Annotated in this window: 33 protein-coding genes and 1 pseudogene; 23 read left to right on the top strand and 11 right to left on the bottom strand. The window is 60.0% G+C overall.

The window, feature by feature from the left end:
- Positions 1 to 35 precede the first annotated feature (35 nt).
- From PHAMO_RS19230 to PHAMO_RS19235, 3 genes are read left to right on the top strand one after another with little or no spacing between them, the layout of a single operon-like run.
- A complete protein-coding gene (locus tag PHAMO_RS19230) occupies positions 36 to 458 on the top strand; it encodes a hypothetical protein (RefSeq protein WP_002726117.1) in 423 nt (140 codons plus the stop codon).
- A gap of 31 nt (positions 459 to 489) precedes the next feature.
- Complete coding sequence (locus PHAMO_RS02580) at positions 490 to 933, top strand: hypothetical protein (RefSeq protein WP_002726119.1); 444 nt, start codon at positions 490 to 492, stop codon at positions 931 to 933.
- 34 nt (positions 934 to 967) lie between these two features.
- Positions 968 to 1,117 (top strand): hypothetical protein, encoded by a 150-nt coding sequence (locus PHAMO_RS19235; protein ID WP_155801505.1) that lies wholly within the window; start codon positions 968 to 970, stop codon positions 1,115 to 1,117.
- Here PHAMO_RS19235 and PHAMO_RS02585 read toward each other — a convergent pair.
- Complete coding sequence (locus PHAMO_RS02585; protein ID WP_002726120.1) at positions 1,114 to 1,365, bottom strand: hypothetical protein; 252 nt, start codon at positions 1,363 to 1,365, stop codon at positions 1,114 to 1,116. The two genes, PHAMO_RS19235 and PHAMO_RS02585, sit on opposite strands and share 4 nt — an antisense overlap.
- A gap of 877 nt (positions 1,366 to 2,242) precedes the next feature.
- Between PHAMO_RS02585 and PHAMO_RS18835 the strand changes: the two genes are divergently transcribed.
- Positions 2,243 to 2,605, top strand: coding sequence for a hypothetical protein (locus PHAMO_RS18835; RefSeq protein ID WP_002726122.1), 363 nt, complete (start codon positions 2,243 to 2,245; stop codon positions 2,603 to 2,605).
- A gap of 283 nt (positions 2,606 to 2,888) precedes the next feature.
- Here PHAMO_RS18835 and PHAMO_RS02595 read toward each other — a convergent pair whose 3' ends face one another.
- Positions 2,889 to 3,452 carry a GNAT family N-acetyltransferase gene (locus PHAMO_RS02595; RefSeq protein ID WP_002726125.1) on the bottom strand — a complete coding sequence of 188 codons (564 nt, stop codon included), beginning with the start codon at positions 3,450 to 3,452 and terminating at the stop codon, positions 2,889 to 2,891.
- A 137-nt stretch (positions 3,453 to 3,589) separates the two neighbouring features.
- Here PHAMO_RS02595 and PHAMO_RS18270 point away from each other — a divergent pair, with 137 nt between their 5' ends.
- Positions 3,590 to 4,510: a LysR family transcriptional regulator gene (locus PHAMO_RS18270; RefSeq protein WP_002726126.1), complete on the top strand. Its 921-nt coding sequence runs from the start codon at positions 3,590 to 3,592 to the stop codon at positions 4,508 to 4,510.
- Here the strand turns inward: PHAMO_RS18270 and PHAMO_RS02605 are convergent.
- A complete protein-coding gene (locus PHAMO_RS02605) occupies positions 4,507 to 5,049 on the bottom strand; it encodes a phospholipase D family nuclease (protein WP_002726127.1) in 543 nt (180 codons plus the stop codon). The two genes, PHAMO_RS18270 and PHAMO_RS02605, sit on opposite strands and share 4 nt — an antisense overlap.
- Before the next feature lie 127 nt (positions 5,050 to 5,176).
- Between PHAMO_RS02605 and PHAMO_RS02610 the strand changes: the two genes are divergently transcribed.
- Complete coding sequence (locus tag PHAMO_RS02610) at positions 5,177 to 5,422, top strand: hypothetical protein (protein ID WP_002726129.1); 246 nt, start codon at positions 5,177 to 5,179, stop codon at positions 5,420 to 5,422.
- Between the two features lie 107 nt (positions 5,423 to 5,529).
- Here the strand turns inward: PHAMO_RS02610 and PHAMO_RS02615 are convergent, their stop codons facing one another.
- From PHAMO_RS02615 to PHAMO_RS02635, 6 genes are all read right to left on the bottom strand, one after another.
- Positions 5,530 to 5,916 carry an aspartyl protease family protein gene (locus PHAMO_RS02615; protein WP_040566083.1) on the bottom strand — a complete coding sequence of 129 codons (387 nt, stop codon included), beginning with the start codon at positions 5,914 to 5,916 and terminating at the stop codon, positions 5,530 to 5,532.
- 64 nt (positions 5,917 to 5,980) lie between these two features.
- A complete protein-coding gene (locus PHAMO_RS02620; protein ID WP_002726131.1) occupies positions 5,981 to 6,235 on the bottom strand; it encodes a hypothetical protein in 255 nt (84 codons plus the stop codon).
- Between the two features lie 113 nt (positions 6,236 to 6,348).
- The gene (locus tag PHAMO_RS02625; RefSeq protein WP_002726132.1) at positions 6,349 to 6,768 is read right to left on the bottom strand and encodes a helix-turn-helix domain-containing protein; all 420 of its coding nucleotides are present in this window, start codon (positions 6,766 to 6,768) and stop codon (positions 6,349 to 6,351) included.
- A complete protein-coding gene (locus PHAMO_RS02630) occupies positions 6,768 to 6,986 on the bottom strand; it encodes a DUF4160 domain-containing protein (protein WP_002726133.1) in 219 nt (72 codons plus the stop codon). Before PHAMO_RS02630 ends, PHAMO_RS02625 begins: the two co-directional genes overlap by 1 nt.
- 326 nt (positions 6,987 to 7,312) lie before the next feature.
- Complete coding sequence (locus tag PHAMO_RS19240; RefSeq protein WP_155801507.1) at positions 7,313 to 7,840, bottom strand: helix-turn-helix domain-containing protein; 528 nt, start codon at positions 7,838 to 7,840, stop codon at positions 7,313 to 7,315.
- Positions 7,841 to 8,069: 229 nt separating this feature from the next.
- Positions 8,070 to 8,465, bottom strand: coding sequence for a hypothetical protein (locus PHAMO_RS02635; RefSeq protein WP_040566084.1), 396 nt, complete (start codon positions 8,463 to 8,465; stop codon positions 8,070 to 8,072).
- A gap of 96 nt (positions 8,466 to 8,561) precedes the next feature.
- On the opposite strand from PHAMO_RS02635, the gene PHAMO_RS02640 reads away from it, so the two are divergent.
- Entirely contained in the window at positions 8,562 to 8,885 is a 324-nt protein-coding gene (locus PHAMO_RS02640; RefSeq protein WP_002726142.1) for a hypothetical protein, read from the top strand.
- Positions 8,886 to 8,892: 7 nt separating this feature from the next.
- On the opposite strand, the gene PHAMO_RS19245 is transcribed toward PHAMO_RS02640, so the two are convergent.
- Positions 8,893 to 9,063, bottom strand: a complete 171-nt coding sequence (locus PHAMO_RS19245; RefSeq protein ID WP_155801508.1) for a hypothetical protein — start codon at positions 9,061 to 9,063, stop codon at positions 8,893 to 8,895.
- A gap of 95 nt (positions 9,064 to 9,158) precedes the next feature.
- Here PHAMO_RS19245 and PHAMO_RS02645 point away from each other — a divergent pair, with 95 nt between their 5' ends.
- The 8 genes from PHAMO_RS02645 to PHAMO_RS02680 all read left to right on the top strand — a co-directional run bounded on the left by PHAMO_RS02645 (position 9,159) and on the right by PHAMO_RS02680 (position 13,519).
- The gene (locus tag PHAMO_RS02645) at positions 9,159 to 9,437 is read left to right on the top strand and encodes a hypothetical protein (protein WP_002726146.1); all 279 of its coding nucleotides are present in this window, start codon (positions 9,159 to 9,161) and stop codon (positions 9,435 to 9,437) included.
- The gene (locus tag PHAMO_RS02650; protein WP_002726148.1) at positions 9,430 to 9,876 is read left to right on the top strand and encodes a hypothetical protein; all 447 of its coding nucleotides are present in this window, start codon (positions 9,430 to 9,432) and stop codon (positions 9,874 to 9,876) included. Before PHAMO_RS02645 ends, PHAMO_RS02650 begins: the two co-directional genes overlap by 8 nt.
- A gap of 115 nt (positions 9,877 to 9,991) precedes the next feature.
- A complete protein-coding gene (locus PHAMO_RS02655; protein WP_002726150.1) occupies positions 9,992 to 10,579 on the top strand; it encodes a hypothetical protein in 588 nt (195 codons plus the stop codon).
- A gap of 41 nt (positions 10,580 to 10,620) precedes the next feature.
- Positions 10,621 to 11,019: a RusA family crossover junction endodeoxyribonuclease gene (locus PHAMO_RS02660; protein WP_235720774.1), complete on the top strand. Its 399-nt coding sequence runs from the start codon at positions 10,621 to 10,623 to the stop codon at positions 11,017 to 11,019.
- The gene (locus PHAMO_RS02665; RefSeq protein WP_040566086.1) at positions 11,016 to 11,204 is read left to right on the top strand and encodes a hypothetical protein; all 189 of its coding nucleotides are present in this window, start codon (positions 11,016 to 11,018) and stop codon (positions 11,202 to 11,204) included. Before PHAMO_RS02660 ends, PHAMO_RS02665 begins: the two co-directional genes overlap by 4 nt.
- Positions 11,205 to 11,431: 227 nt before the next feature.
- Positions 11,432 to 12,385, top strand: coding sequence for a DUF1376 domain-containing protein (locus PHAMO_RS18275; RefSeq protein WP_002726155.1), 954 nt, complete (start codon positions 11,432 to 11,434; stop codon positions 12,383 to 12,385).
- Positions 12,336 to 12,881: a hypothetical protein gene (locus tag PHAMO_RS02675; protein ID WP_040566087.1), complete on the top strand. Its 546-nt coding sequence runs from the start codon at positions 12,336 to 12,338 to the stop codon at positions 12,879 to 12,881. Before PHAMO_RS18275 ends, PHAMO_RS02675 begins: the two co-directional genes overlap by 50 nt.
- Complete coding sequence (locus tag PHAMO_RS02680; protein WP_002726159.1) at positions 12,878 to 13,519, top strand: hypothetical protein; 642 nt, start codon at positions 12,878 to 12,880, stop codon at positions 13,517 to 13,519. Before PHAMO_RS02675 ends, PHAMO_RS02680 begins: the two co-directional genes overlap by 4 nt.
- 191 nt (positions 13,520 to 13,710) lie before the next feature.
- Here the strand turns inward: PHAMO_RS02680 and PHAMO_RS19250 are convergent, their stop codons facing one another.
- Complete coding sequence (locus PHAMO_RS19250) at positions 13,711 to 13,941, bottom strand: hypothetical protein (RefSeq protein WP_155801509.1); 231 nt, start codon at positions 13,939 to 13,941, stop codon at positions 13,711 to 13,713.
- Between the two features lie 101 nt (positions 13,942 to 14,042).
- Between PHAMO_RS19250 and PHAMO_RS20355 the strand changes: the two are divergent.
- The 8 genes and pseudogenes from PHAMO_RS20355 to PHAMO_RS18280 all read left to right on the top strand — a co-directional run.
- Positions 14,043 to 14,156, top strand: a pseudogene (locus PHAMO_RS20355) (HGGxSTG domain-containing protein); the annotation flags it as partial.
- A 42-nt stretch (positions 14,157 to 14,198) separates the two neighbouring features.
- Positions 14,199 to 14,669, top strand: coding sequence for a hypothetical protein (locus PHAMO_RS19255; protein WP_155801510.1), 471 nt, complete (start codon positions 14,199 to 14,201; stop codon positions 14,667 to 14,669).
- The gene (locus PHAMO_RS02690) at positions 14,593 to 16,092 is read left to right on the top strand and encodes a terminase (RefSeq protein WP_155801511.1); all 1,500 of its coding nucleotides are present in this window, start codon (positions 14,593 to 14,595) and stop codon (positions 16,090 to 16,092) included. The genes PHAMO_RS19255 and PHAMO_RS02690 overlap by 77 nt, the downstream gene beginning before the upstream one ends.
- A 13-nt stretch (positions 16,093 to 16,105) precedes the next feature.
- Positions 16,106 to 16,321, top strand: coding sequence for a hypothetical protein (locus tag PHAMO_RS02695; protein ID WP_002726168.1), 216 nt, complete (start codon positions 16,106 to 16,108; stop codon positions 16,319 to 16,321).
- A gap of 3 nt (positions 16,322 to 16,324) precedes the next feature.
- Positions 16,325 to 18,028: a portal protein gene (locus PHAMO_RS02700; protein ID WP_002726169.1), complete on the top strand. Its 1,704-nt coding sequence runs from the start codon at positions 16,325 to 16,327 to the stop codon at positions 18,026 to 18,028.
- The gene (locus PHAMO_RS02705; protein WP_002726170.1) at positions 18,025 to 18,336 is read left to right on the top strand and encodes a hypothetical protein; all 312 of its coding nucleotides are present in this window, start codon (positions 18,025 to 18,027) and stop codon (positions 18,334 to 18,336) included. The genes PHAMO_RS02700 and PHAMO_RS02705 overlap by 4 nt, the downstream gene beginning before the upstream one ends.
- Before the next feature lie 71 nt (positions 18,337 to 18,407).
- The gene (locus PHAMO_RS02710) at positions 18,408 to 18,728 is read left to right on the top strand and encodes a Gp49 family protein (protein WP_002726173.1); all 321 of its coding nucleotides are present in this window, start codon (positions 18,408 to 18,410) and stop codon (positions 18,726 to 18,728) included.
- 10 nt (positions 18,729 to 18,738) lie between these two features.
- The gene (locus tag PHAMO_RS18280) at positions 18,739 to 19,437 is read left to right on the top strand and encodes a hypothetical protein (protein ID WP_002726175.1); all 699 of its coding nucleotides are present in this window, start codon (positions 18,739 to 18,741) and stop codon (positions 19,435 to 19,437) included.
- Positions 19,438 to 19,442: the final 5 nt, after the last annotated feature.

Consider the following 19,442-nt stretch of genomic DNA (forward strand, 5'->3'; position numbering starts at 1 on the left):
GGCGGATACGGATCGAATAATCGGGGATCACGGGGATGGTAATGGGTATATGGAGCCGCGCATTCCCTACAAAAGAGGTTAGAGCTTCATTACTGGCCCTCTCGATTGAGAAAGAGAGAATTTCAAAGGACATATTTCTCTCCAGTGCTTTCTCCATTGTTGAGAAACGGGTTATTTCTACAATTTCTGAATTACCAGATAATGTAAAAAAATCAATTACAGAGGATGGGTTTAGTCCAACCGATCTCGTAAGAATAATGCTGCGCAACGGATCACATGACATCCTATCATCAGGGGCGCTTCACATTTACAGGGGCGTTCTATCCGTTGATGGAAACAATGTTCACTCCCTGTGGACTTATTTAGTTAATGAATTTGTAAAAGAAGGAAAAATGACCCCAGAAGAAGCTGAATCCGATAGGGATTATCTCGCCGAACAAATTGCGTCCGCTGGATAAACATTCCGCTTCCTGCGATTAAAAGGATTTCATGAGCCGCCTCCTCTCCGTCACCAGCGCCCTGATCCTCGCCGGATGCGCGTTCCACGAGGTTCATCCCCTCAGTGCTATTGATCGGTCGGATAAGATCGCGCTCGTCCCGCCCGGTTCCTTTGGTGTCATCGGGGAGATGAAAGCGGCGCTCGCCCGCAATGGCTGGACGCTCATCGTCTCGACGGGAGATCAGAAGGTCACCGGAAAAATCGCGCCCGACATTGACGTCAAGATCGGGAACGAGCGCAGCCCGCGATACACCTTCCTGGTGGAGCAACACACCTGGAACCCTTGCCTGATCGGGGCCAATGCCTTGCGCTATGAAATCTCGATCATCGACACGCGAACCGGGGGCGAGGTGCACCGGATCAAAGGGCGCGGAGATTGTTGGTTTGGGCGGAATGACGCCGAGATCGCCGAGGCAATTGACGGATTACGGTGATGGGTGACGCCCCCTCGATCCCACCTACCTCGACATGGTTGACGACGTGGCGCAACGGATTGCCGCCTGGGACGGCAGCGGCGATCAGGACGAGTTCGCCCGACAGGTAGCGATCCTGGCGAGCGCGGCCCCGAAGCTGACGGCGGAAGTGCGGCGGTTGAGATGGGAACCGGAGAGGGATTAGGGGTTGGGGCGCGAAAGATCGCGCTCGGACCAGATATCAGCCAAACGCATTGCGGCCTCAAAGGAGCACATTTTCCCTAAAACAATTATTCCATTATTCCCTTTGTTGGTTTCGATCACCTCAAAAATAAAATAGCCTCCGAACCCAAGGTGTTCGGCCCCAGAATCAATCACCGTTTGCCGCGCAAGGGTGGCTACATGAATGCTTCTTTCTGCATTTATTATAGAACTCGCGAGGATATTTTCCATGGTTGTTTCTCCCCGACAGTCCCCAAGAATTTCGGCAAACCAACTTGCTCAATATATGGTCTCCTCGGATACCGCTAGGCTTGGAATTATTAGAAAGGCGAGAGACCCCCAAACGCCAGTGATAATCCGATATCGAGACGCTCGAGCGCCGATATGTGCATTTTTATCAGATCAACAGCGCAAATTGAATCCACTGACTGCCGCAGAGGATATGCTTCAGCAAAGATCTGACGATCCGAGCGAATCTCCATTTCGAAAAGACGATGCCAAAAGTTCTATAGAAGTGATTCGTGCCATTCAAAGAATGGGAAACAGCCTATCTCAATATGAATTTCACTTACCTCCTAGCAACCAGGATAAACTTTATATATGTGGAGTAGAGATATCGATCAGGGCCGACCTTGTTGTTTACGGTTCATCGCGAGGGGTCAAGCAGATTGGAGCTGCCGTTCTAAGAATGACCCAAGATGACGCCGATACGGACGCAGCCCGCGACAAGAGAAGGGACATGGGGTGCGTCGTTGCCACTCTGACAAAACTACATGTTGAGAAGAACCTCAGCGGAGAAAGACTCCCAGTCAATAAGCTCTGCATGTCAATTGACGTTCAGCATGGCGAGTTATTCGTGGCCCCGAACGCGAACACCCGACGGATGAACGACATTGAAAGCGTTTGCCGTGTGATATCGGAGATGTGGGATAAGGCCTAACCCCCAACCCCGTGAGCAATTACCCATCTTCCGTCGAGGAGTAGGCGAGTCTCGGTTCGGAAGCCCATGGCAAAAAGAATGATATGTAGGAGGTCTCACGACCACCGCAGCCTGACACCCTGAATTTTGTTCATTCGCTGCTAAATATCAATTCAAGGTGATAAGCCGATGCGTTTCTTTATGGTTCCGATCGCTGCAATATTTTGCTTTCTTGTTGGCTGCGCAACGCCAGTTAGCTACAGCAATACCCCACTACATACATATGATAAAGATACTGAGTATGAGATTGAGGAAAGCCCAGAAGGGTTCTCCATTTCCATCTACTACTCAAGATACCAAATGGTCCCGGAAAGCGATGCTGTTGCTACCGCATGTAAATCTCAGTTGACATCAATCGCCTGGGATGAGGCTGACCGGCGAGGACGGAAAATCGAGCTAAATGAACAGCGCATTCGACTGTCGATGGGGCGTAATGGCCTGACGGGGATCACGTCATGCCAAGCCCTTGGGGTGGCGCGGTGGGCTAAATGAGGGGCTATTGACCTCGTTTCTTGCCTTCTATACCTGTTGGACCGCGGCGGATGCGATTAATCGCGATCCGCCGCTGATCCTTCTTCAGTCCGTTTTTACGGCTTGGGATCTGGCCTAATTAGAGCAGCCCCCCCCTCCCTGGGGAACTCGACTGTCTCCCTGGCGACAGCAAGAAGATGCGCCGCTTCATGGTAGCCAAGACGGCACGCTTCACGCTGTAAGCAGGCCAAGCTTTCAGAAAAATAATTTATACGGATCTTTTTGAGGTCGTTTGGGTTCTTACTCATACTCCAGCCCCTTCCCAGGCGAGGGCGGTGCGTTCAAAGTTCGGATCGCCAGCTTCGGATAAGGTCATTGGGACTATGTCATCCCAATGGCGAGGCTCCCCCAAGATCGGTATGACAGGGCCGTAAATGCTATCGACCTGCTCCCCGACCGGCTCTGCACCATGCCGGGACCAGAAGCGGATCAGGCCCGGATAAGCCAGCCCGCCAACCTTGTCGTATCCCTTCCTGCGGCAAAGCCGTAGAGCCGTCGTTGCGATCTTGTTGAGCAGCGCAAGCGAGCGAAATTCATCGCGGATCGCAATGCGTTCGATCCGAGCGAATTCGCAAAACCATCGTATCCGAACCGTTCCAGCAGGCTCCCCTCCAACCTTCGCAAGGATGTGAGTCGCGCAATGGTCGTTCTCGTCGAAGGTGTGTTCATACGTCCACCCCGGCTGCCCAAGAAAGACAAGCGCACGCACAGCAACGATCATCTGCATCTGATCGTGAGATGTTGCGATTTCAACGCTAATATCTTCGGGAGAGGGTTTCCCTTTAAGCTTTTCTATAACTTCAGTCATGGCAGCCTCAACTATTAAGAAAAGCCATTTTTCTAAAATGAACAATGGCGGGCTTATGATCACAAATATTTTTATTTAGTAGAAGAAATCATAAGAAACCATCGTTTCACGGGTGAAACAGGGCGCGGGAGGAGGTGGTGGATTGGGACGACATCAGGGTGATGATCGAGGTTGCCCGCGCGAACTCGTTCACCGGCGCGGCGGTGACCCTTGGCGTCAGCAAGGCGACAGTCAGTCGTCGTATCGCGACTCTGGAAGCAATGGCCGGGGCGCGACTATTCCGGCGTCTCCCTGGTGGGGCTGCCCTAACCCCTCAAGGGGAGGAGATCATTTCTCGGGCGCTGCGGATCGAAGACGATATCTTGGACCTCGAAAAAGCGCTGCGCAGCATGCGAACGCGCCCAAACCGAATGGTTACCGTCAGGATGTCGGAAGGTGTGGCGTCATATCTGATGACGCCTGTGATGGCGGGGCAGGCATTAGGGCCGCTTGGGAAAGCCGCAATGCTGCATGGGATTGAACTCCCCCCTATAAAGATAGTCGGATTTGATCCATCTATAAAATCTGATATTGATATTATATGGCAGTCTGGTGAAAAACTACCCCCAGGGCGTCCGAATGACCGCGTAAGAAAACTCTCTGATGTATATTTTGTTCCGTTCCTTTCGGATGACTACATGAGGCTTGATAAGCTTCCGTGCAGGTTTGAGGATTTGTCTCGGCATAAGCTTGTTACTCTTGATGCATACACGCACTTTCGAGGGGGTGGCTGGGATAACTGGCACCATTTGCTAGAGGAGGGTGATAGACCTCCAATATCAACGGCATGGTCATGCTCGGTTGGTCATCTGACATTACGCGGGGCTGGAATAGGTGTTCTGCCCACCTATTCCCCGCTCTACGCGGACGGGCTGAAGGTGACGGATATCACCTCCCCCCCCATGGTCGCGGCGCTTTGGATGGTGTGTGGGCAGGACGCCGCAAAAGACCCACTGGTTAAGCGGTGCATGGATGGATTGTGGCGGATGTTCCAGTCTGCCGACTGGATGCATCCTTAGCGATCTTGATATTCCTGGCTGTGCCCCTGGTGCAGCCGCCAGTTCTCGGCATAGCGCCGGGCGGTCGCCTCGTCCTCGATCACCAGAAGGTTCTCGGCGTTCGCTTTCTGGGCCGACTGCGAGAAGTTGAAGCTGCCGGTGATGACGCGGTGCCCGTCGATCACCATCACCTTGTTGTGAGCGATCTTCTCCTTACGGTCCACCGACAACGGAATTCCGGCTCGGGCGATTAGCCCGGCTGCAACCGCACCCGATGCCCGGCAAACCGGCTTGTCCTCAGCGCAGACATTGACCCGGTCGATCACCACCTGCACATCCACACCTCGCCGCTTGGCATCGATCAACGCCTTGACGATGGCTGCGTCCGTGAAGTTGTACGCCTGCACCAGCACTTGGCGCTGGGCTGCGCCGATCTGATCGACGATCACCCCCGTACAGTCTCCCCCAGGCGTGAAGCATAGCGCCTCAAGGCTGACGGTCTGTCCGGCAAGTGTGGGTAAAGGGGCAAGTAGGGCAACGGCAAGCAGGGCGGCGCGCATTCATAATCTCCAGATATGACGTGCACCGATTCTATCCTCTTACCTACCTTTCGCAATAAGAACACATGGTGGATTGAATGCGGAACAAAATTGGAACATACTTCGGAAAAATGCATGGAGGTCCGCTATGGCCCTGGAAACTCTATTTATCTGCCAACCTTACGCCGCCGCAAAGAGAGGCGCGCTGAAACCACAGCCCCCAGTGTCTTATAAAACCGAAGATCAAGCTGTTCGACGCGCCCAGAGAATGATGGATGGAGGTCGGGTTGCTGGTGTCGATGTCGTCCGCCAGACCGCCGACACCGAGGCTGGCGATTATGACGAGCCAATATTCGTGATGCGCCTGGGGGATGTGCCCCGGATCGACATCTGACCATTCGCCGATCTGTCCGTCGCCTACCACAACCCCGCCGGAGCGGGGTTTTTATTGAGATAAGTCTTTCCGCGCGTTTCGACCCACGCCCCCGCGTGGGGGGCGACTCAATAAGCGAGCTTCACCTTGCCTTCGCGCCCGTCATAGACCACCAGAACATCCCGAAGAAGGGTGCGGCCGATCAAGGCGCGGTGAACCTGCCCGCCGTTTGTGAGCAGCGCTCCGGCAAAGCGGCCCCACTGGATATAGCCAATCGCGGGAACGACGATATGGGCGAGATAGACGTTCACTTCCGTCGCCCCACCCACACCGCTCACCATCACGCGGTCGATAATGGGGAGATTGATCGATCGCGCCAGAGAATCGTCAATGCAACTTTCAGCAGCGCCGGTATCCAAAAGAGCGGGAACGCCGGTCGCTTGAGAGAGGAGTTGAGCACCGTGCGATAGCGCCGCATAGTTAACCCCGGTATCGAAGCCGATATCGACGAACAAAGTTGGGCCGATATTCGTAAGGGAGTCGGAGGCGCTATAGTCACCCCCTCCGGGGAACCCGCATTCAAGCAGTGGCATGGCTGAATGGCCGCATGTAGACCGACGCGGGCAAGGTGACTGGCGGAGCGCCGACGCGGCGGATTAAGTATGGGCCTCGTCCAAAGCGCCGCACCGCCTCGGAAGCTGCGGCATCGAGCGTATCCCATGCGCCAACGAAGTTTTCGTCGTGAAAAATGACGAACTTTCCCATGTGATGGCTTTCCAGATCGGCCCTCGCTCGCTCGAAGGCGGCGATCTCACGATCAAGCGGTTTGTCCATGGCGAAATTCCTCTGTTGCACCGCGCAGTATGCCATCCCTCGACATGGTGATCAATCAGACCAGGGCAAGTGGCAAGGGGTCTATCACAACGCTCCGGCGGGGGTTTTTATACCTAAGCCGCCCTTTCTCCGGCCCCTGCCTCATAGCCCCGCATCGCCAGGGTGACAATGCGAGGGACCAGTAGAGTTCCGTCCTCGTAATAGCCGATGGTTCGGCGCGAGAGGTCGAACAGGTCGGCAAGCTGGTCTTGGGTCAACCCGAATGTCTTTCGCCATTCCCGGAACGCTTCCGGCCTGGGCGCGCGGCCATCCTGCCATGCCGCCCGCTTGTAAAGGTCTGGGCTGCTGAAATCGACCTCGCATCCGTCGAATTCCAGGCTATGCCCCCAATCCTCAATGCGCGGATTATGTGCGCCTGACGGAAGATCGGCGGACAGGTCCAGGGCGCACACCGTGCCATCGTCCCATCCCAAGTCGACAATGCCATGATCGCCCATGCTTGCCGTAATGAGGCGGGGGGATTTATTCGCCATCACTTCCTCCAGAGGGTCAGCAGCGCATCGCGGTTCGCGGCGACATAGGCGTGGGCGGTTTCCAGGGCGGCAGCCGGAGCGTCCCCGGTGATGACCTCGCCGGTTTCAATCGCGATCACCGCCGCGCAATCAGCCGAGATCAGGTGAACGTGCGGGACGCCATGATCGCCGAAATAGAGCCGGAGCTTGAACCCGTTGAAAACAAGAAGCGTGGGCATTTCGGCTCCGTGATGATGTAGCCATTGTGCATCTATTGCACATTAAGGGCAAGCCTCGCAGGGGTACGGATCGAAACGATACCGTGCGTTACCTGGAACACCTCCCCGAACGCGAAAACCGCAGCCCTCGGGCATCACGTATGGCGAGCTCTCGGCTTGACCGCATGTTCGTCTTATGTTCTCATCTGGGGCGAACAGGGAGGTAGCGATGGGTTGGGTGGAAAGTCAGGAAAACAAGAGATACACCCGGTGGGCCGAAGAGCTTGGTGGCCCATTGCCTGAAAAACGCAGGCGCCTACTAGAGATGTGCCTAAGAATGCCAGATGTCAGAGGGGCTGAGAGGGATGCTCTTGTTCGAGACTATTATCTTTTCCTTCGCTCTGATCAAGAAGAGCCCCAACAACAGCTGATGCCGCTCCGGCAGGGTCGCTGATACCGTATGATGCGGCCCAGCTCGCCACCGCCTTGAAGACGCTGCTGACTGGGACCGTATCATCCTCAAGACCAGACAATAAGACATCTCCGCCTACTATATCTGCCGGTGTTTTATCTACTGCTCTGGCGAGTTTTATAAGGCGGATATGGGTGATACTTCGTGTCCTGCCCGAAAAGAGTTCAGATAGCAGGTTCGGGGAGACTCCTGCCCTCGTCCCCCACCCGCGCATGGTTAGCCCCTCGGACAGCATGAAGGCGTGAATTTTCTTCGCCAAATCTGAGGCGTTTGGTTCAATTTTTGGTGGCCGCTTTGACATGTTCTGGAGTGTGCCCGATCCTTGCGCCGAAGAATGAGCACAGAAATCTGTGATGCCCCTTGAATGCACAGAATTCTGTGGTATCGTTATCCTCATGATCATAGAAGCCTCAATCGCTCGCTGCCGCGCGTTCGCCCATTCGCCAGGGATGTCGAAAGCAAGGCTTGCGTCTCTGGCCGGTCTTCACCGCAACGCCCTGCGAGACATGGACCGCACCGACTGGTCTCCAACCGCCGATACCTTGCGAAAACTGGAAGCAGTCATCCCCCCGGACTGGTATCCGCCAGAAGAATCCCCCACCCCCACCACCTCATCGGAGGCCGCGTGATGGCTACGCGCTCCCGGCGGGAACATCTCGTTCACTTTCGGTTTTCAACCGAGCCGCAATATCTGCTGCGTCATCGAGAGGAATCGCAAAAGTGTGTGGAACTCCGCGATCCGTCACGAACTGGACCAGCACAACATCTTGAAGGCGGTCGCGCTGAATGTGAGCCGATGAAAGGCCTTCTGCCGGAACCACGCGGGCTTTTCCGCCAGAGAGTGACCGCGCCCTTAGTTCAGCGCACATCCGCGCGAGGCCGGAAATGACCTGCTCGACCACGCCAGCTTTGGCCACAAGATCAATCTCGCCGTTGGCTCCAAGGCGCAGGGTGAACTGGACTTCGTCACGATCCAGATCGACTGCACCCATCGGCATCCCCGTCAATCTCTTCTTCGCCATCTTCATTCTCCTGCTGGTGTTCCTGAACCCCACCAGCATAGCGAGAGCCGCCCCGGGAGTCTTTCCCGGGGCGGAACTCATTTCTTTGACGGAGCAAGCAGCATGACCACCGAAACCACCCTCCCCGACTCCCCTCTGGCGAATCTCCGCGAGCGCAGCCTGTACAAGGCATTTTCGGTCGGGGTGAGGGACCTTGATGAGGCGATCGAGATCGCCCGCAAGATGGTCGATTTTACCCTGGGCAAGGAGGCGGTGACGGACGAGGAAACCCGGCGGCAGATGAGGATCACTCTGTTTGGGCTCCACCTCAACGAACCGCTCGACCATGCCGCCAGGATCGTCAACGCCCAGGTCGAATACCTGCTGACCGGAAAAGTCCCGGAAGGCACCGAGGGTGGTGTCTCCCAGGACAAAGCCGAGGTCTAAAGCGATGCTACAATTTATTCGGCGGATTCTTCTCAAGGGAAGCAAGTATGGTCTTGTAGAGACCAACGGCTTCAGCGGTGTCCGCCAAAACATCATACCTTTCAGTGGCTGTCTTTTGCCTTCTCGCGAGAAGGCCCGCAGCAAGTTGGGCGGCGACAAGCTTGTCAGTTTCGGACATCCGAATATCTCCACGATGGGTTGTGACAAAGCCATCGTAGGGAAGGCCGGACTGGACTCGACACCCAGTCCGGCCAGTCTTTGCGGGGGTGCAGCATGACCCTCCGCACCGTCGATCCCAGATCGGCCTATGCCGCCTCCTGCCGGTCTGACCTGAACACCCAGGTTAACGCCTGCTGTGATCTGCATGAGGACGACATCGCCGGTTACGCGCTGATCGTCTGGGATCGGCGCGGCGGATGCCGAACTGCACTGTGGACGCACGAGGGGCCGGTGAGCATGGCCCTCGCCCCAACCTATGCCGGCGACGCGCTGAACCGCCATGTGGCGGTCATGCTGTCGCAGACCGAGACGGTGGAGACGTCCGATGCGTAGTGCGCTCAACCAATCCTCTTCGATTTCTCGCCTCCTCTCTGGGACATCGGTGCTGTTCCAGGGTGAACAATGCAAAGGGAGGGCGCGCAAAACCACGGTGTTCACAGCCGATGATTTGCAGTTCGCGGTCGCTATATCCCAGTGCTTGGCCGGTATGGCTCGCGAAACGGTCGGAGGAATTCGCGGCCTTGCCAAGAAGATCGACGTCGATCCCCGGACACTCCAGGGCTGGATCGCCATGGAGGCCCTGCCCCGCCTGACCGAGGCACGGCGGATCGCCAAATCATGCCCGCCTTTCGCGGATTTGCTGGCGCGCGAAATGGGCCTGCCTCTCGACACGATCACCGCCAGCGATGTTGCCGACCTTCGCCGCTCCGTTGATACCGCCGCCCGCGTGGTCGAGCGGTTGGCGGGGCCGAATCAACTCGCACTGATCTGAAGCTGCCATGAAACCCGTCCCGCTCTGGAAGCTGCCGCGCTCCGAGCAGCTTCAAATCCGACGGTCCCGCCGCGAAGCACGGGCCGCCATGAAATCGAACCAAAAGGATAGCGCCATGAACGACAACCTCACTGATCTTGCCGATCGAATCGAAGGCGCCGGTGCGACTGAGGCGATCTTGACTGCCGCCGACGCCGGATTACTCGACGCTGGCCTGGATGCCGAAGACGTCCGGGTGATCCTGGGCGACATGAACACCCTGGCTGCGGATGTCACCGGGCATATGCTCGACATCCTCAAGAACACGCCTAAGCCCTGGCAGCAGATGAGCCGGGTCGAACAGCAATGCCTGATCGACAACCTGACGATTCGGAGCGGTGCTCTGGTGCGCGGCATTGTCCGCCTGATCGCCGCGGGCGGCCGTCAGGTCATTCTGGCCGAGGTCAAGACCGTCGCCAACAAGGACAAGGCGATCGAGGCCACCTTGACCATGCGCAAGGACAGCGAACACCGCCACGCTCTGTTCGACGCCCAGGGCCTTGATGTCCTGATCGTCGTGGCTGACGCGGGCGATTGCTTCGAGGGGAGCCAGCCCGAGCCGGATGCTCCATCCAGCAATCAGCCGGAGCTTGATTTCGATGGCGCTGGTGTCGAGCCGGACGATGGTCCGGTATTTGACCGGTCCGATCTGGCGGCGGAGTAACGGGGATGGACTCCGTTACGATCACGATCCCTGGGGCGGCGATGGGGAAAGGTCGGCCGCGCATTGGGAAAACAAGATCAGGCCAAGCTATCGCGTTCACTCCGAAGCCGACCAAGACCCGCGAGGGTGTCGTGGCGTCTCTGGCTATGGATGCGATGGGTTCGCGCGATCCGTTTTCGGGTCCGGTGGAAATGGTTTTGAGCGCCGTCCTTCCGATCCCGAAGTCTTGGCCGAAAAAACGGCAGGCGGCGGCTTTGTCTGGGGAGGAAAGGCCGACGACAAAGCCCGATCTCGACAACATTGCAAAGCTGATCTGGGATGGCCTCAACAACATCGTCTATTCGGACGATAAGCAGATTGTGCGGCTGACGGCTGATAAGCGGTACGGGGTGAATCCCGTCACCGTCGTTACGGTGCGGGAAATCGCGAGGGCACCATGAAGCCCCCGTCCAAGCCGCGCATCCCGGCCTCGATGCTTCGGTACGCCGAGGCATCGCAGGCACCGCTGGATCGGAAACTGCCGCCAGCGCCGAAAGCAAACACGCCCGAAGCGCAAGAACCGACGGCGCTTGATCCGATCCAGGCGGCAAAGCGTCCGGGATACCGGGCCGGGGGGTGGAAGTGACACGACCTCGCGCACGAAGCCTCCATCTCAATCGGCCTCACCGAATATCACGAGACCCGCGATTGCCATGAGGGCGAGACCGATGACGAGCGGCTGCGAGTTGCCCAGGCATGCCGGGACCGGGCTGCGGAATGGCTCGACGGGCGCTTCAAGGGGGCTGTCGTCACCAGGGAAATCGAAATGCCAGCACAGATCTATGCGGCACCGAAAAAGCGAAGGGGGAAGAAGTGACAGACCTGCCTGAACCGCCGGTGCCAGCCGATTGCGATCTACGGGATTACCGCTGGATGCCGATGGATGCCGCCGCCCTCCTGAACAGCGATTTCAACGCCACCCCGGATGATACCGCGTGGAGAGCGGCAGTCACTCTGTGGCTGCGGGCGTGGCATCAAATCCCCGCCGGGTCGCTCCCGGACGACGACGCCACCCTGTGCCATCTGTCCGGGCTGGGGCGGGATATCAAGACCTGGAAAAAGATCAGGTCCACAGCCCTCCACGGCTTCATCCTTTGCTCAGATGGCCGCCTCTATCACACCTATCTCTGCCGGAAAGTGGCCGAGGCATGGGAGGAAAAGAGGGGATTTAACGAGCGTCGGGCGAAGGATCGGGAGCGAAAAAGGAAGGGGAGTTCCGCTGGAATTCCAGCGGAAAGCACCGACAATTCCAGCGGAAACGATCTGTTTAAACAAGAACCTTCCGCCGGAATTCCAGCGGAAACGCCGATACACGCGCGCGTTGGACAGGACAGGACAGAAGAGTCTGACGTGTTGTTAGCGCGCACGACGCGCGATCCGTCTCGGGAAGCCCTCGAAGCGATCGGGGCTTGGGACGATCCCAACTGCCGGATCGACGGCGGGAGGGTTTTGACCTGGATCGAGATCGGGGCCGATCTGGATCACGACATCCTGCCGACCATTCGCCGGGTGCTGGAAAGCGCCAGACGGTCCAGATCGAACCCGGCTTGGCTGCCCTCATCGCTGAACTTTTTCGACAAAGCAATTTCCGACGCAAAAGCGGCGCGGCTGAGGCCGTTGCCTGAACCGGAGGTAATCCCCCATGGCACCGACCAACACAGCCATCGTCCCTCGCGCCGCCCAGGCTATGACCCTGACGAAAGTCGACGCCGCACGCTTGAGGCGTTCCCTGACCTCGTGGGAGGGGATTTCGGAGGCGCTCCCTGACGGTATCGCCGAACTGCTTCCGGCAGCGCTTGCCCACGTTGAGGCCCGCCTTGCTCCGGTCGAGCCGCATGTCCTCGCCGGTCTGATGCAACGGATGTGGGACGCTGGAGTGCCCCAACCTCACCCGACCACCTTGGCCGAGTGGCGGCGGCTGCTGTCGCCCTACCCGGCTGACGTGTTGGCCGCCGCATTCGATCAGGTCGCCCGCACCCACCGCTGGCCCGATCCGCCCAAGATCGCGGATGTGGTGCGCTGGATCGGCGAGGAGATGACCCGTCTCAGCGATTGGCGTCACCGGCTCCAGCAGGCCCAACTGCGAGCGCGCCTTGATGCCAAGGGGCGGGCTGATGAGGACGCGAGACAAGCAAGGATTGCACGGTGGCGCTCAAACCTCAGTCCTGAGGATCAGGACGCGCTGGCGCGGGTCCGGTCTCGTCTGGCTGCGGGAGAGAGCGCTGCGTCGATTGTAGCTGAGAGCATCGGAGGGACCGCATGACGATCCTGCAAAACAAACCCCATGTGCTGGCCCGCGAATCGACCACGCTGGTCGGCCTGCTCGACTGGGCATACCGGCGACAGTGCGCGGACGCGATGATCGGCCGAGGACTGCACGGCCTGGAAGCCGGGGCTGATGGCGACAACGGCGGGGCGTTCAGCAGGGGCGGATCGAACGCGGCGACGATCGCGATGAACGGCCAGCTCGGGTGCATCATCCGCTCGACCGGCTGGCAGCAATCCCCCGATGTCCACCCCGACGCAATCGCGGTGGTCGGCGCGGTCGAGATGCTGGACGACGGGCCGAGCCGGTGGCTGGTGGTCGAGCACGCCCGGCGCGGTACGTCGCCGACCTGGGGGTCTGAGCCGTATTTCGTCCCGAGCGGGGTCTACCGGCATGACCAGGGCGTGGTGATCCGCCATGACGAGGTGCAACACCGACACAAGCGGCCGCAGACCGTCGAGGTGCGTGCGTGCCCGGTCGAACTGCATCCGAGCCCGGCCTACGTCGCGATGTGCCGGGCCGAGTATCGGCGCTGGTATCTGGCGCTGGAAGTCCTGGCCTTGGTGCTGGATGAGCGATCGCTGACCCGGTGGAGAGTGGACGGGATCGGGGCTGATTCGGAGCCGTGGAAATGACTGCGTTCAGCCTTTGGGATTTTTCCCAGAAGATGTCCCCGCTTCGCTGTGCAGCCTATTTGTGTTGGCGCAATATCACAGCCGAGGAATTGTCAAAAAACCGGAAGTACGTTCGGGCGGAATTGCTATCGATTCTTCGCCTCCCATATTCAATGAGTGACGAAGACGCGAGGCATAGGATGGGGGGAGGCCTAACCCGTCGTGCAGAAATGATGCGGTTTCGGGCTATTTTTCTGATCGGAACCTATCTCCCTGACAATGTCAGGCGCGAACTTATGTCTGGACGTTACATCATCACAGCGTGCCGCCCCGATGGCGACCGTGTGGAAATACAGCCCGACGATTTCTGTACCCTTGATATTGATCTGTTGAATGGGCGTCTCATCAGTCCAAACAGAACCTTTGGCGATGTAGCAATCCATATCCCTTGACAAATCCCCGACTGAATGTTTGACTTTTCGGAGTGCCATACGAGCGCCCGGAGGGAAACCTGCCGGGCGTTTTCTTTTTCCGGCCCGGTGATGTGCCAGTCCCTCCAGATCATCCACTCTGCGGCGCAAAGACCCGCAGCGGCGAACCGTGCCGTCAACCCGCCATGCGAAACGGGAGGTGTCGGATGCATGGCGGAAAAAGCACTGGTCCGAAAGACACAGCCGCAATGGAAGGGAACCAACGGGCAGTGCGACACGGGGTCTGGTCGCGGCTCCTGACCGAGGATGATCGGGAGTTCCTCGCCCTGCCCCAGGCCGAGCGGCTGGCGATCCTTCAGGGCACAGCCGAGTTACGGGCCTTCCGGGCGCACCAAGCCGCGCCGGTTCCGGAGGCCAGCCCCGATGATGGCGATGATGAGGGCAAGACCAGCGGCGGATCGCTCGACGCCGCTTTCAACCGCAACGCCCGGACAGCCGGGGCGCTGGCTCGTACCCGGGTGATGATCGCCCAGGCCGCCGCCGATGGCGTGGCTCTGCCGGGCGATCAGGTGGCAGGCGATGACGACGACGTGGAGGCAGTAACCGAGGATGAGCGGACTGCGCGATTGGTTGCGATCCTCGACGCCGGAGCAGCGCCGGGAGATGGCGACCCTCCTGGCACATCCGCTGTGGACACCGGCCAGCCTGCCGCAGATCGAGGCCCTGTTAAGCCCGGCTGACGTTCTGGGGTATGGCGGTGCTGCCGGTGGCGGCAAGACGGACCTGTTGCTGGGCGCGGCACTCACAATGCACCGCAGGGCGGTGATCTACCGCCGGGAAGGGCCGCAGCTTGAGGGGCTGGAAGATCGGTCGGGCGAGATTGTCGGCGATGCCGGACGGTTCACCCGCCAGCGCCGGACATGGACGCTGCGGGGTCGATTGGCGGCGGCCCCCGGCGGTCGGAAGATCAGGTCGGTAGCGCGGACGGTGCGATTTGGAGCGGTGCCCAGGCCGGGCGACTGGAAGAAATTCCAGGGACGCCCGTTCGATCTGGTCGGCTTCGATGAGGCGGCGAACTTCCTGGAACTCCAGGTTCGGATGCTGATGACCTGGAACCGCACCACGGTTCCGGGCCAGCGCTGCCGGGTGATCCTGGCGTTCAACCCGCCGACGGACACCGAGGGTTTTTGGATCATCGACTATTTCGGCCCCTGGCTGGATCGGAACCACCCGAACCCGGCCAAGCCGGGAGAACTGCGGTGGTTCGTCTCGATCGACAGGCGCGACGTCGAGGTTCCGGGACCGGGGCCGGTCGAGCACGAGGGCAAGGTTCTGCGACCGAAAAGCCGGACCTTCGTTCCCGCCCGGGTCGAGGACAACGCCTTCCTGGCTGGAAGCGATTACGAGGCCACGCTGGACATGCTGCCCGAACCCCTGAGAAGCGCCTTCCGCCATGGCGATTTCGCCGCCATGCAGCAGGACAACGCCTTCCAGGTGGTCCCGACCGACTGGATCAAGGCGGCTCAAGCGCGGTGGCGTCCGGATGGCGGCCAGGGCAAGCCGATGGATGCGCTCGGCCTCGACATCGCCCGGGGCGGACAGGACAAGACGATCCTTTCTCCGCGCCACGGGGCGTGGTTCGCCGAGTTGCAGGCTTATCCAGGATCTGCGACTCCGAACGGGCCGCTGGTTGCCGGTCTGGCGGTAGGGGCGGCTAAGGATGGCGCGCCGATCCAGCTTGACGTGATCGGGGTCGGCTCTTCGGTATACGACCATCTGACGGGCGCCGGGGTCCAGGTGGTCGGCCTGAATGGTGCCGCGAAATCCCATGCCCGCGACAAGTCGGGGCGTCTGGGATTTTATAATCTCAGGGCCGAGTTGTGGTGGGTGATGCGCGAGGCCCTCGACCCTGTCCACGGCGATGGCATTGCCCTGCCGCCTGATCGCGAGTTGCTGGCCGATCTCGCCGCGCCGCGCTGGACGCTGACCAGCGGCGGCATCCTGATCGAAGGCAAGGATGACCTGATTAAACGGATCGGCCGCAGCCCCGACCGGGGTGACGCGGTGGTCTATGCCAACCGGCGCACTATGAAGGTGGGGCGCGGCGAACCGATCTTCGCCCGATCCGAATACGACCCGCGAACGACTTTCGCACAAAGCTGAAGGAGATTTGACCATGTGCAGAGGTGGGGGGGCAGCGCCATCGATTCCGACGCCGGAGCCGCCGAAGGAGCCGGTCAAGCTGGCCTCAACTCAGGTGCAGCAGGCCAGCGACACCACGCGCAAACAACTCGCCGCCGCCGGGTCGACGATGGGCGGGACGCTGCTGACCGGTGGCCAGGGTCTGCTCGGTCAGCCTGATACGCTCAAGAAAACCCTGTTGGGGAACTGATATATGGCCGACACCGACCGCCGCGCCCGCTATCTGCGCCGCCTCGACGCACTGAAGGCAGAGCGGTCATCGTTTGTCAGCCACTGGCAGGATATTTCCACCCACCTGTTGCCGCGTCGGGGCCGCTTCCTGACCACCGATCGCAATAAGGGCGACCGGCGCAACGGCGACATCATCGACAACACCGGCACCATCGCGCATCGCACCCTGGCGTCAGGTCTGATGTCCGGCGTTACGTCTCCGGCCCGGCCTTGGTTCCGCCTTGGCGCTCCTGATCCGGCGCTGGCCGAGGACGCCGAGGTTAAGACGTGGCTGTCCGATGTCGAGCGGTTGATGCGCGAGGTGTTCAACCGATCGAGCCTCTACAACGCGCTCTACTCGGTCTATGAGGAATTGGCCGCGTTCGGCACGGCAGCGATGCTGGTCTACGAGAACATGGCCCCGGAAGGACCGATCATCACCTGCCAGACCCTGACGGCGGGCGAGTATTGGGTGGCGCAGAACAGCGCCGGTCAGGTCGACACCCTCTACCGCGAATACAGCATGACTGTCGGCCAGTTGGTCGAGGAGTTCGGCGAAAGCGTGGTAAGCCAGTCTGTCCGCGANCAGTACCGGAAGGGCCGTGTCGACGAATGGGTCGAGGTCGTTCATGCCATCGAGCCGAGCCGGAAGGCGGGAGGAAAGCCGTTCGTCGAGGTCTGGTTTGAGAAGGGCGGACGGGTTGATGCCTTCCTCCGCGAGGGCGGTTACGACGAATTTCCGGCGATGTGCCCGCGCTGGCATCTGGCCGGGTCCGACATCTATGGCCGCGCCCCGGCGATGGATGCCCTGGGCGATGTGATGCAGCTTCAAGTGATGGAGAAGCGGCTGGCTCAGGCCATCGACAAGATGGTCAACCCGCCGCTGACTGCCCCGACCACCCTGCGCGGCGCTCCGATCAATGCCCTGCCCGGCGGAGTGAACTTCGTCGACAACACCGGCCAGGGCGACAACGGCGGCATCCGGTCGATGTACGAGGTGCAGCCGCGCACGGTCGAGATGCAGAACGCGATGGACTTTGTCCGGAGGCGCATTCAGCAGGCGTTCTATGCCGACGTCTGGATGATCGTGACCGACATCGAGCGCTCGAACGTCACCGCCACCGAGATCGATGCGCGTCGGCAGGAAAAGCTGCTGATGTTGGGGCCTGTGCTGGAGCGCCTGCACCACGAACTGCTCGACCCGCTGATCGACCGCGTGTTCGGGATCATGGTCAGGAAGTCGGCCCCGTTCTGGGCGCTGGAGGGGCGCGGCCTACTTCCTAAACCACCTGATGCCCTGACCAGCATGCCGCGAGTCGAGTACATCTCGATCCTGGCTGAGGCGCAAAAGTCGGTCGCGGTCGGAAGCATTGAGCGCCTGATGTCATTTGTTGGAAGCCTCGCCGCAGTGAAGCCCGAGGTGCTGGACAAGGTTGATTTCGACCAGACGGTCGACGAATACCGCGAAGCCATCGGCGCTCCGGTCAAGATGGTGGTGTCGGACGACAAGGTCACCGACATCCGTAAGGGCCGCGCCGCGATGCAGGCGAAGATGCAGCAGATGCAGGCGATGCAGAATGCCGCCGCTACCGCTCAGACCGGGGCGCAGGCGGCTAAGGTTCTGAGCGAGACCGACACCGGCGGGCAGAACGCGCTGACCGCCATGCTGGGGGCGGCGGTGGGATGAGCACCCCCTTCAATGCCGGTGATCCCGCCGCCGTGGCCGAGGGCCTGGAAACCGCCGAGGCAGTCCGGTCCCGCGATCTGGCCGACCTGCGGACGCTGATGGAATTGCCCGAGGGCAACCGGGTGCTGCTTCGGCTGTTCGATCAGACCGGGCCGCTTTGGGCGGGGTCCGTCCCCACCGATGCCGGAGTTGCGGCTCATCAGCAGGGCATCCGCTGGGTTGGTCTGTGGTTGGTGCACGAACTGATGCAGGCCGATCCGCTGGCCGCCGGGGCATTGCTGGCGATGCATGCCAGCAGGGAGAGGTAGCGCAGAACAGCGCCGTTTGATCGTCAACCAGGGCCGTCCAATTGGGCGGCCTTTCTGATTCTGGAGGAAAGATGCTGAACGCTGAAGGTCTCGACGCCGCCATTGCTGCCACGCCGGGCGAGAAGGTGACGAAGGAACACATTGAGAGCCGAATTGCCAAGACCGATTTCCTGGTGCTGCCCGGAACTACGGTTACGATCTGCTCAATCACCCTGGATAATGGCTATTCGGTGCGGGGCGAGAGCGCCTGTGTCGATCCGACCAATTATCGCCATGAGATCAGCGAGAAGATCGCGTTCGACAACGCCTTCAATCAGCTTTGGCCGCTGTTCGGGTTCCTGCTGGCCGAACGTCGGCACCCTGCCCCCTCCCCCACCGATTACGTGATCTAAGGAGACGCGCATGTTTGCTCGATTTCCCCGCCCGCTCCGCGCCGCCGAGGATGGCGGTTCGGGCGGCCAGCCTGCCACCCCGTCCGCTGCGGCTGCACCGGCTGTTCCCGCCACCCCTGCCGATCTCGCGCCTGCCGCTGCTGCTCCGGCGTCCGGTGGCGACAAACCGGCTGATCCGACGCCGCCCCCGACCGAGGGCGATCCGGCGAAAGACGGCAAGACCGAAGGCGGCACCGAAGTCCCGGCGATCACCCCCGAGAGCTATGGCGATTTCGATACCGCCGGTCTGCCGGTAGCTCAAGCCCAGGCCGACGCCTTCAAGGCTCTGGCAGCCAAGATCGGCCTTTCAAAGGAAGCGGCTCAGCAGCTGGTCACCTTCCGCGCCGAGCAGATCAAGACCGAAAACGCCGCCCGCGAGGCAATGGCCGCCGAATGGATCAATGTCGCCAAGACCGATAAGGAATACGGCGGGACTAATCTCGCGAAGAGCCTCGCGATCGCCGACAGGGGGCTGGCGCAATTCGGCACCCCGGAACTGCGGACCCTGCTCGAACAGACCGGCCTGGGCAACCACCCGGAGATGGTGCGGGCCTTTTATCGTGCGGGCCTGACCGTCGTTGAGCCGGGACCGGTCGGCGCGTCGGCTCGCGCCGGGGCTGGCGAGGCCATATCGACCGAGCAGTTCTACCGAGACGTGTTCAAAAGCTAAGGAAA

It is taken from the genome of Magnetospirillum molischianum DSM 120 (assembly GCF_000294655.1).
GTDB lineage: Bacteria > Pseudomonadota > Alphaproteobacteria > Rhodospirillales > Magnetospirillaceae > Phaeospirillum > Phaeospirillum molischianum.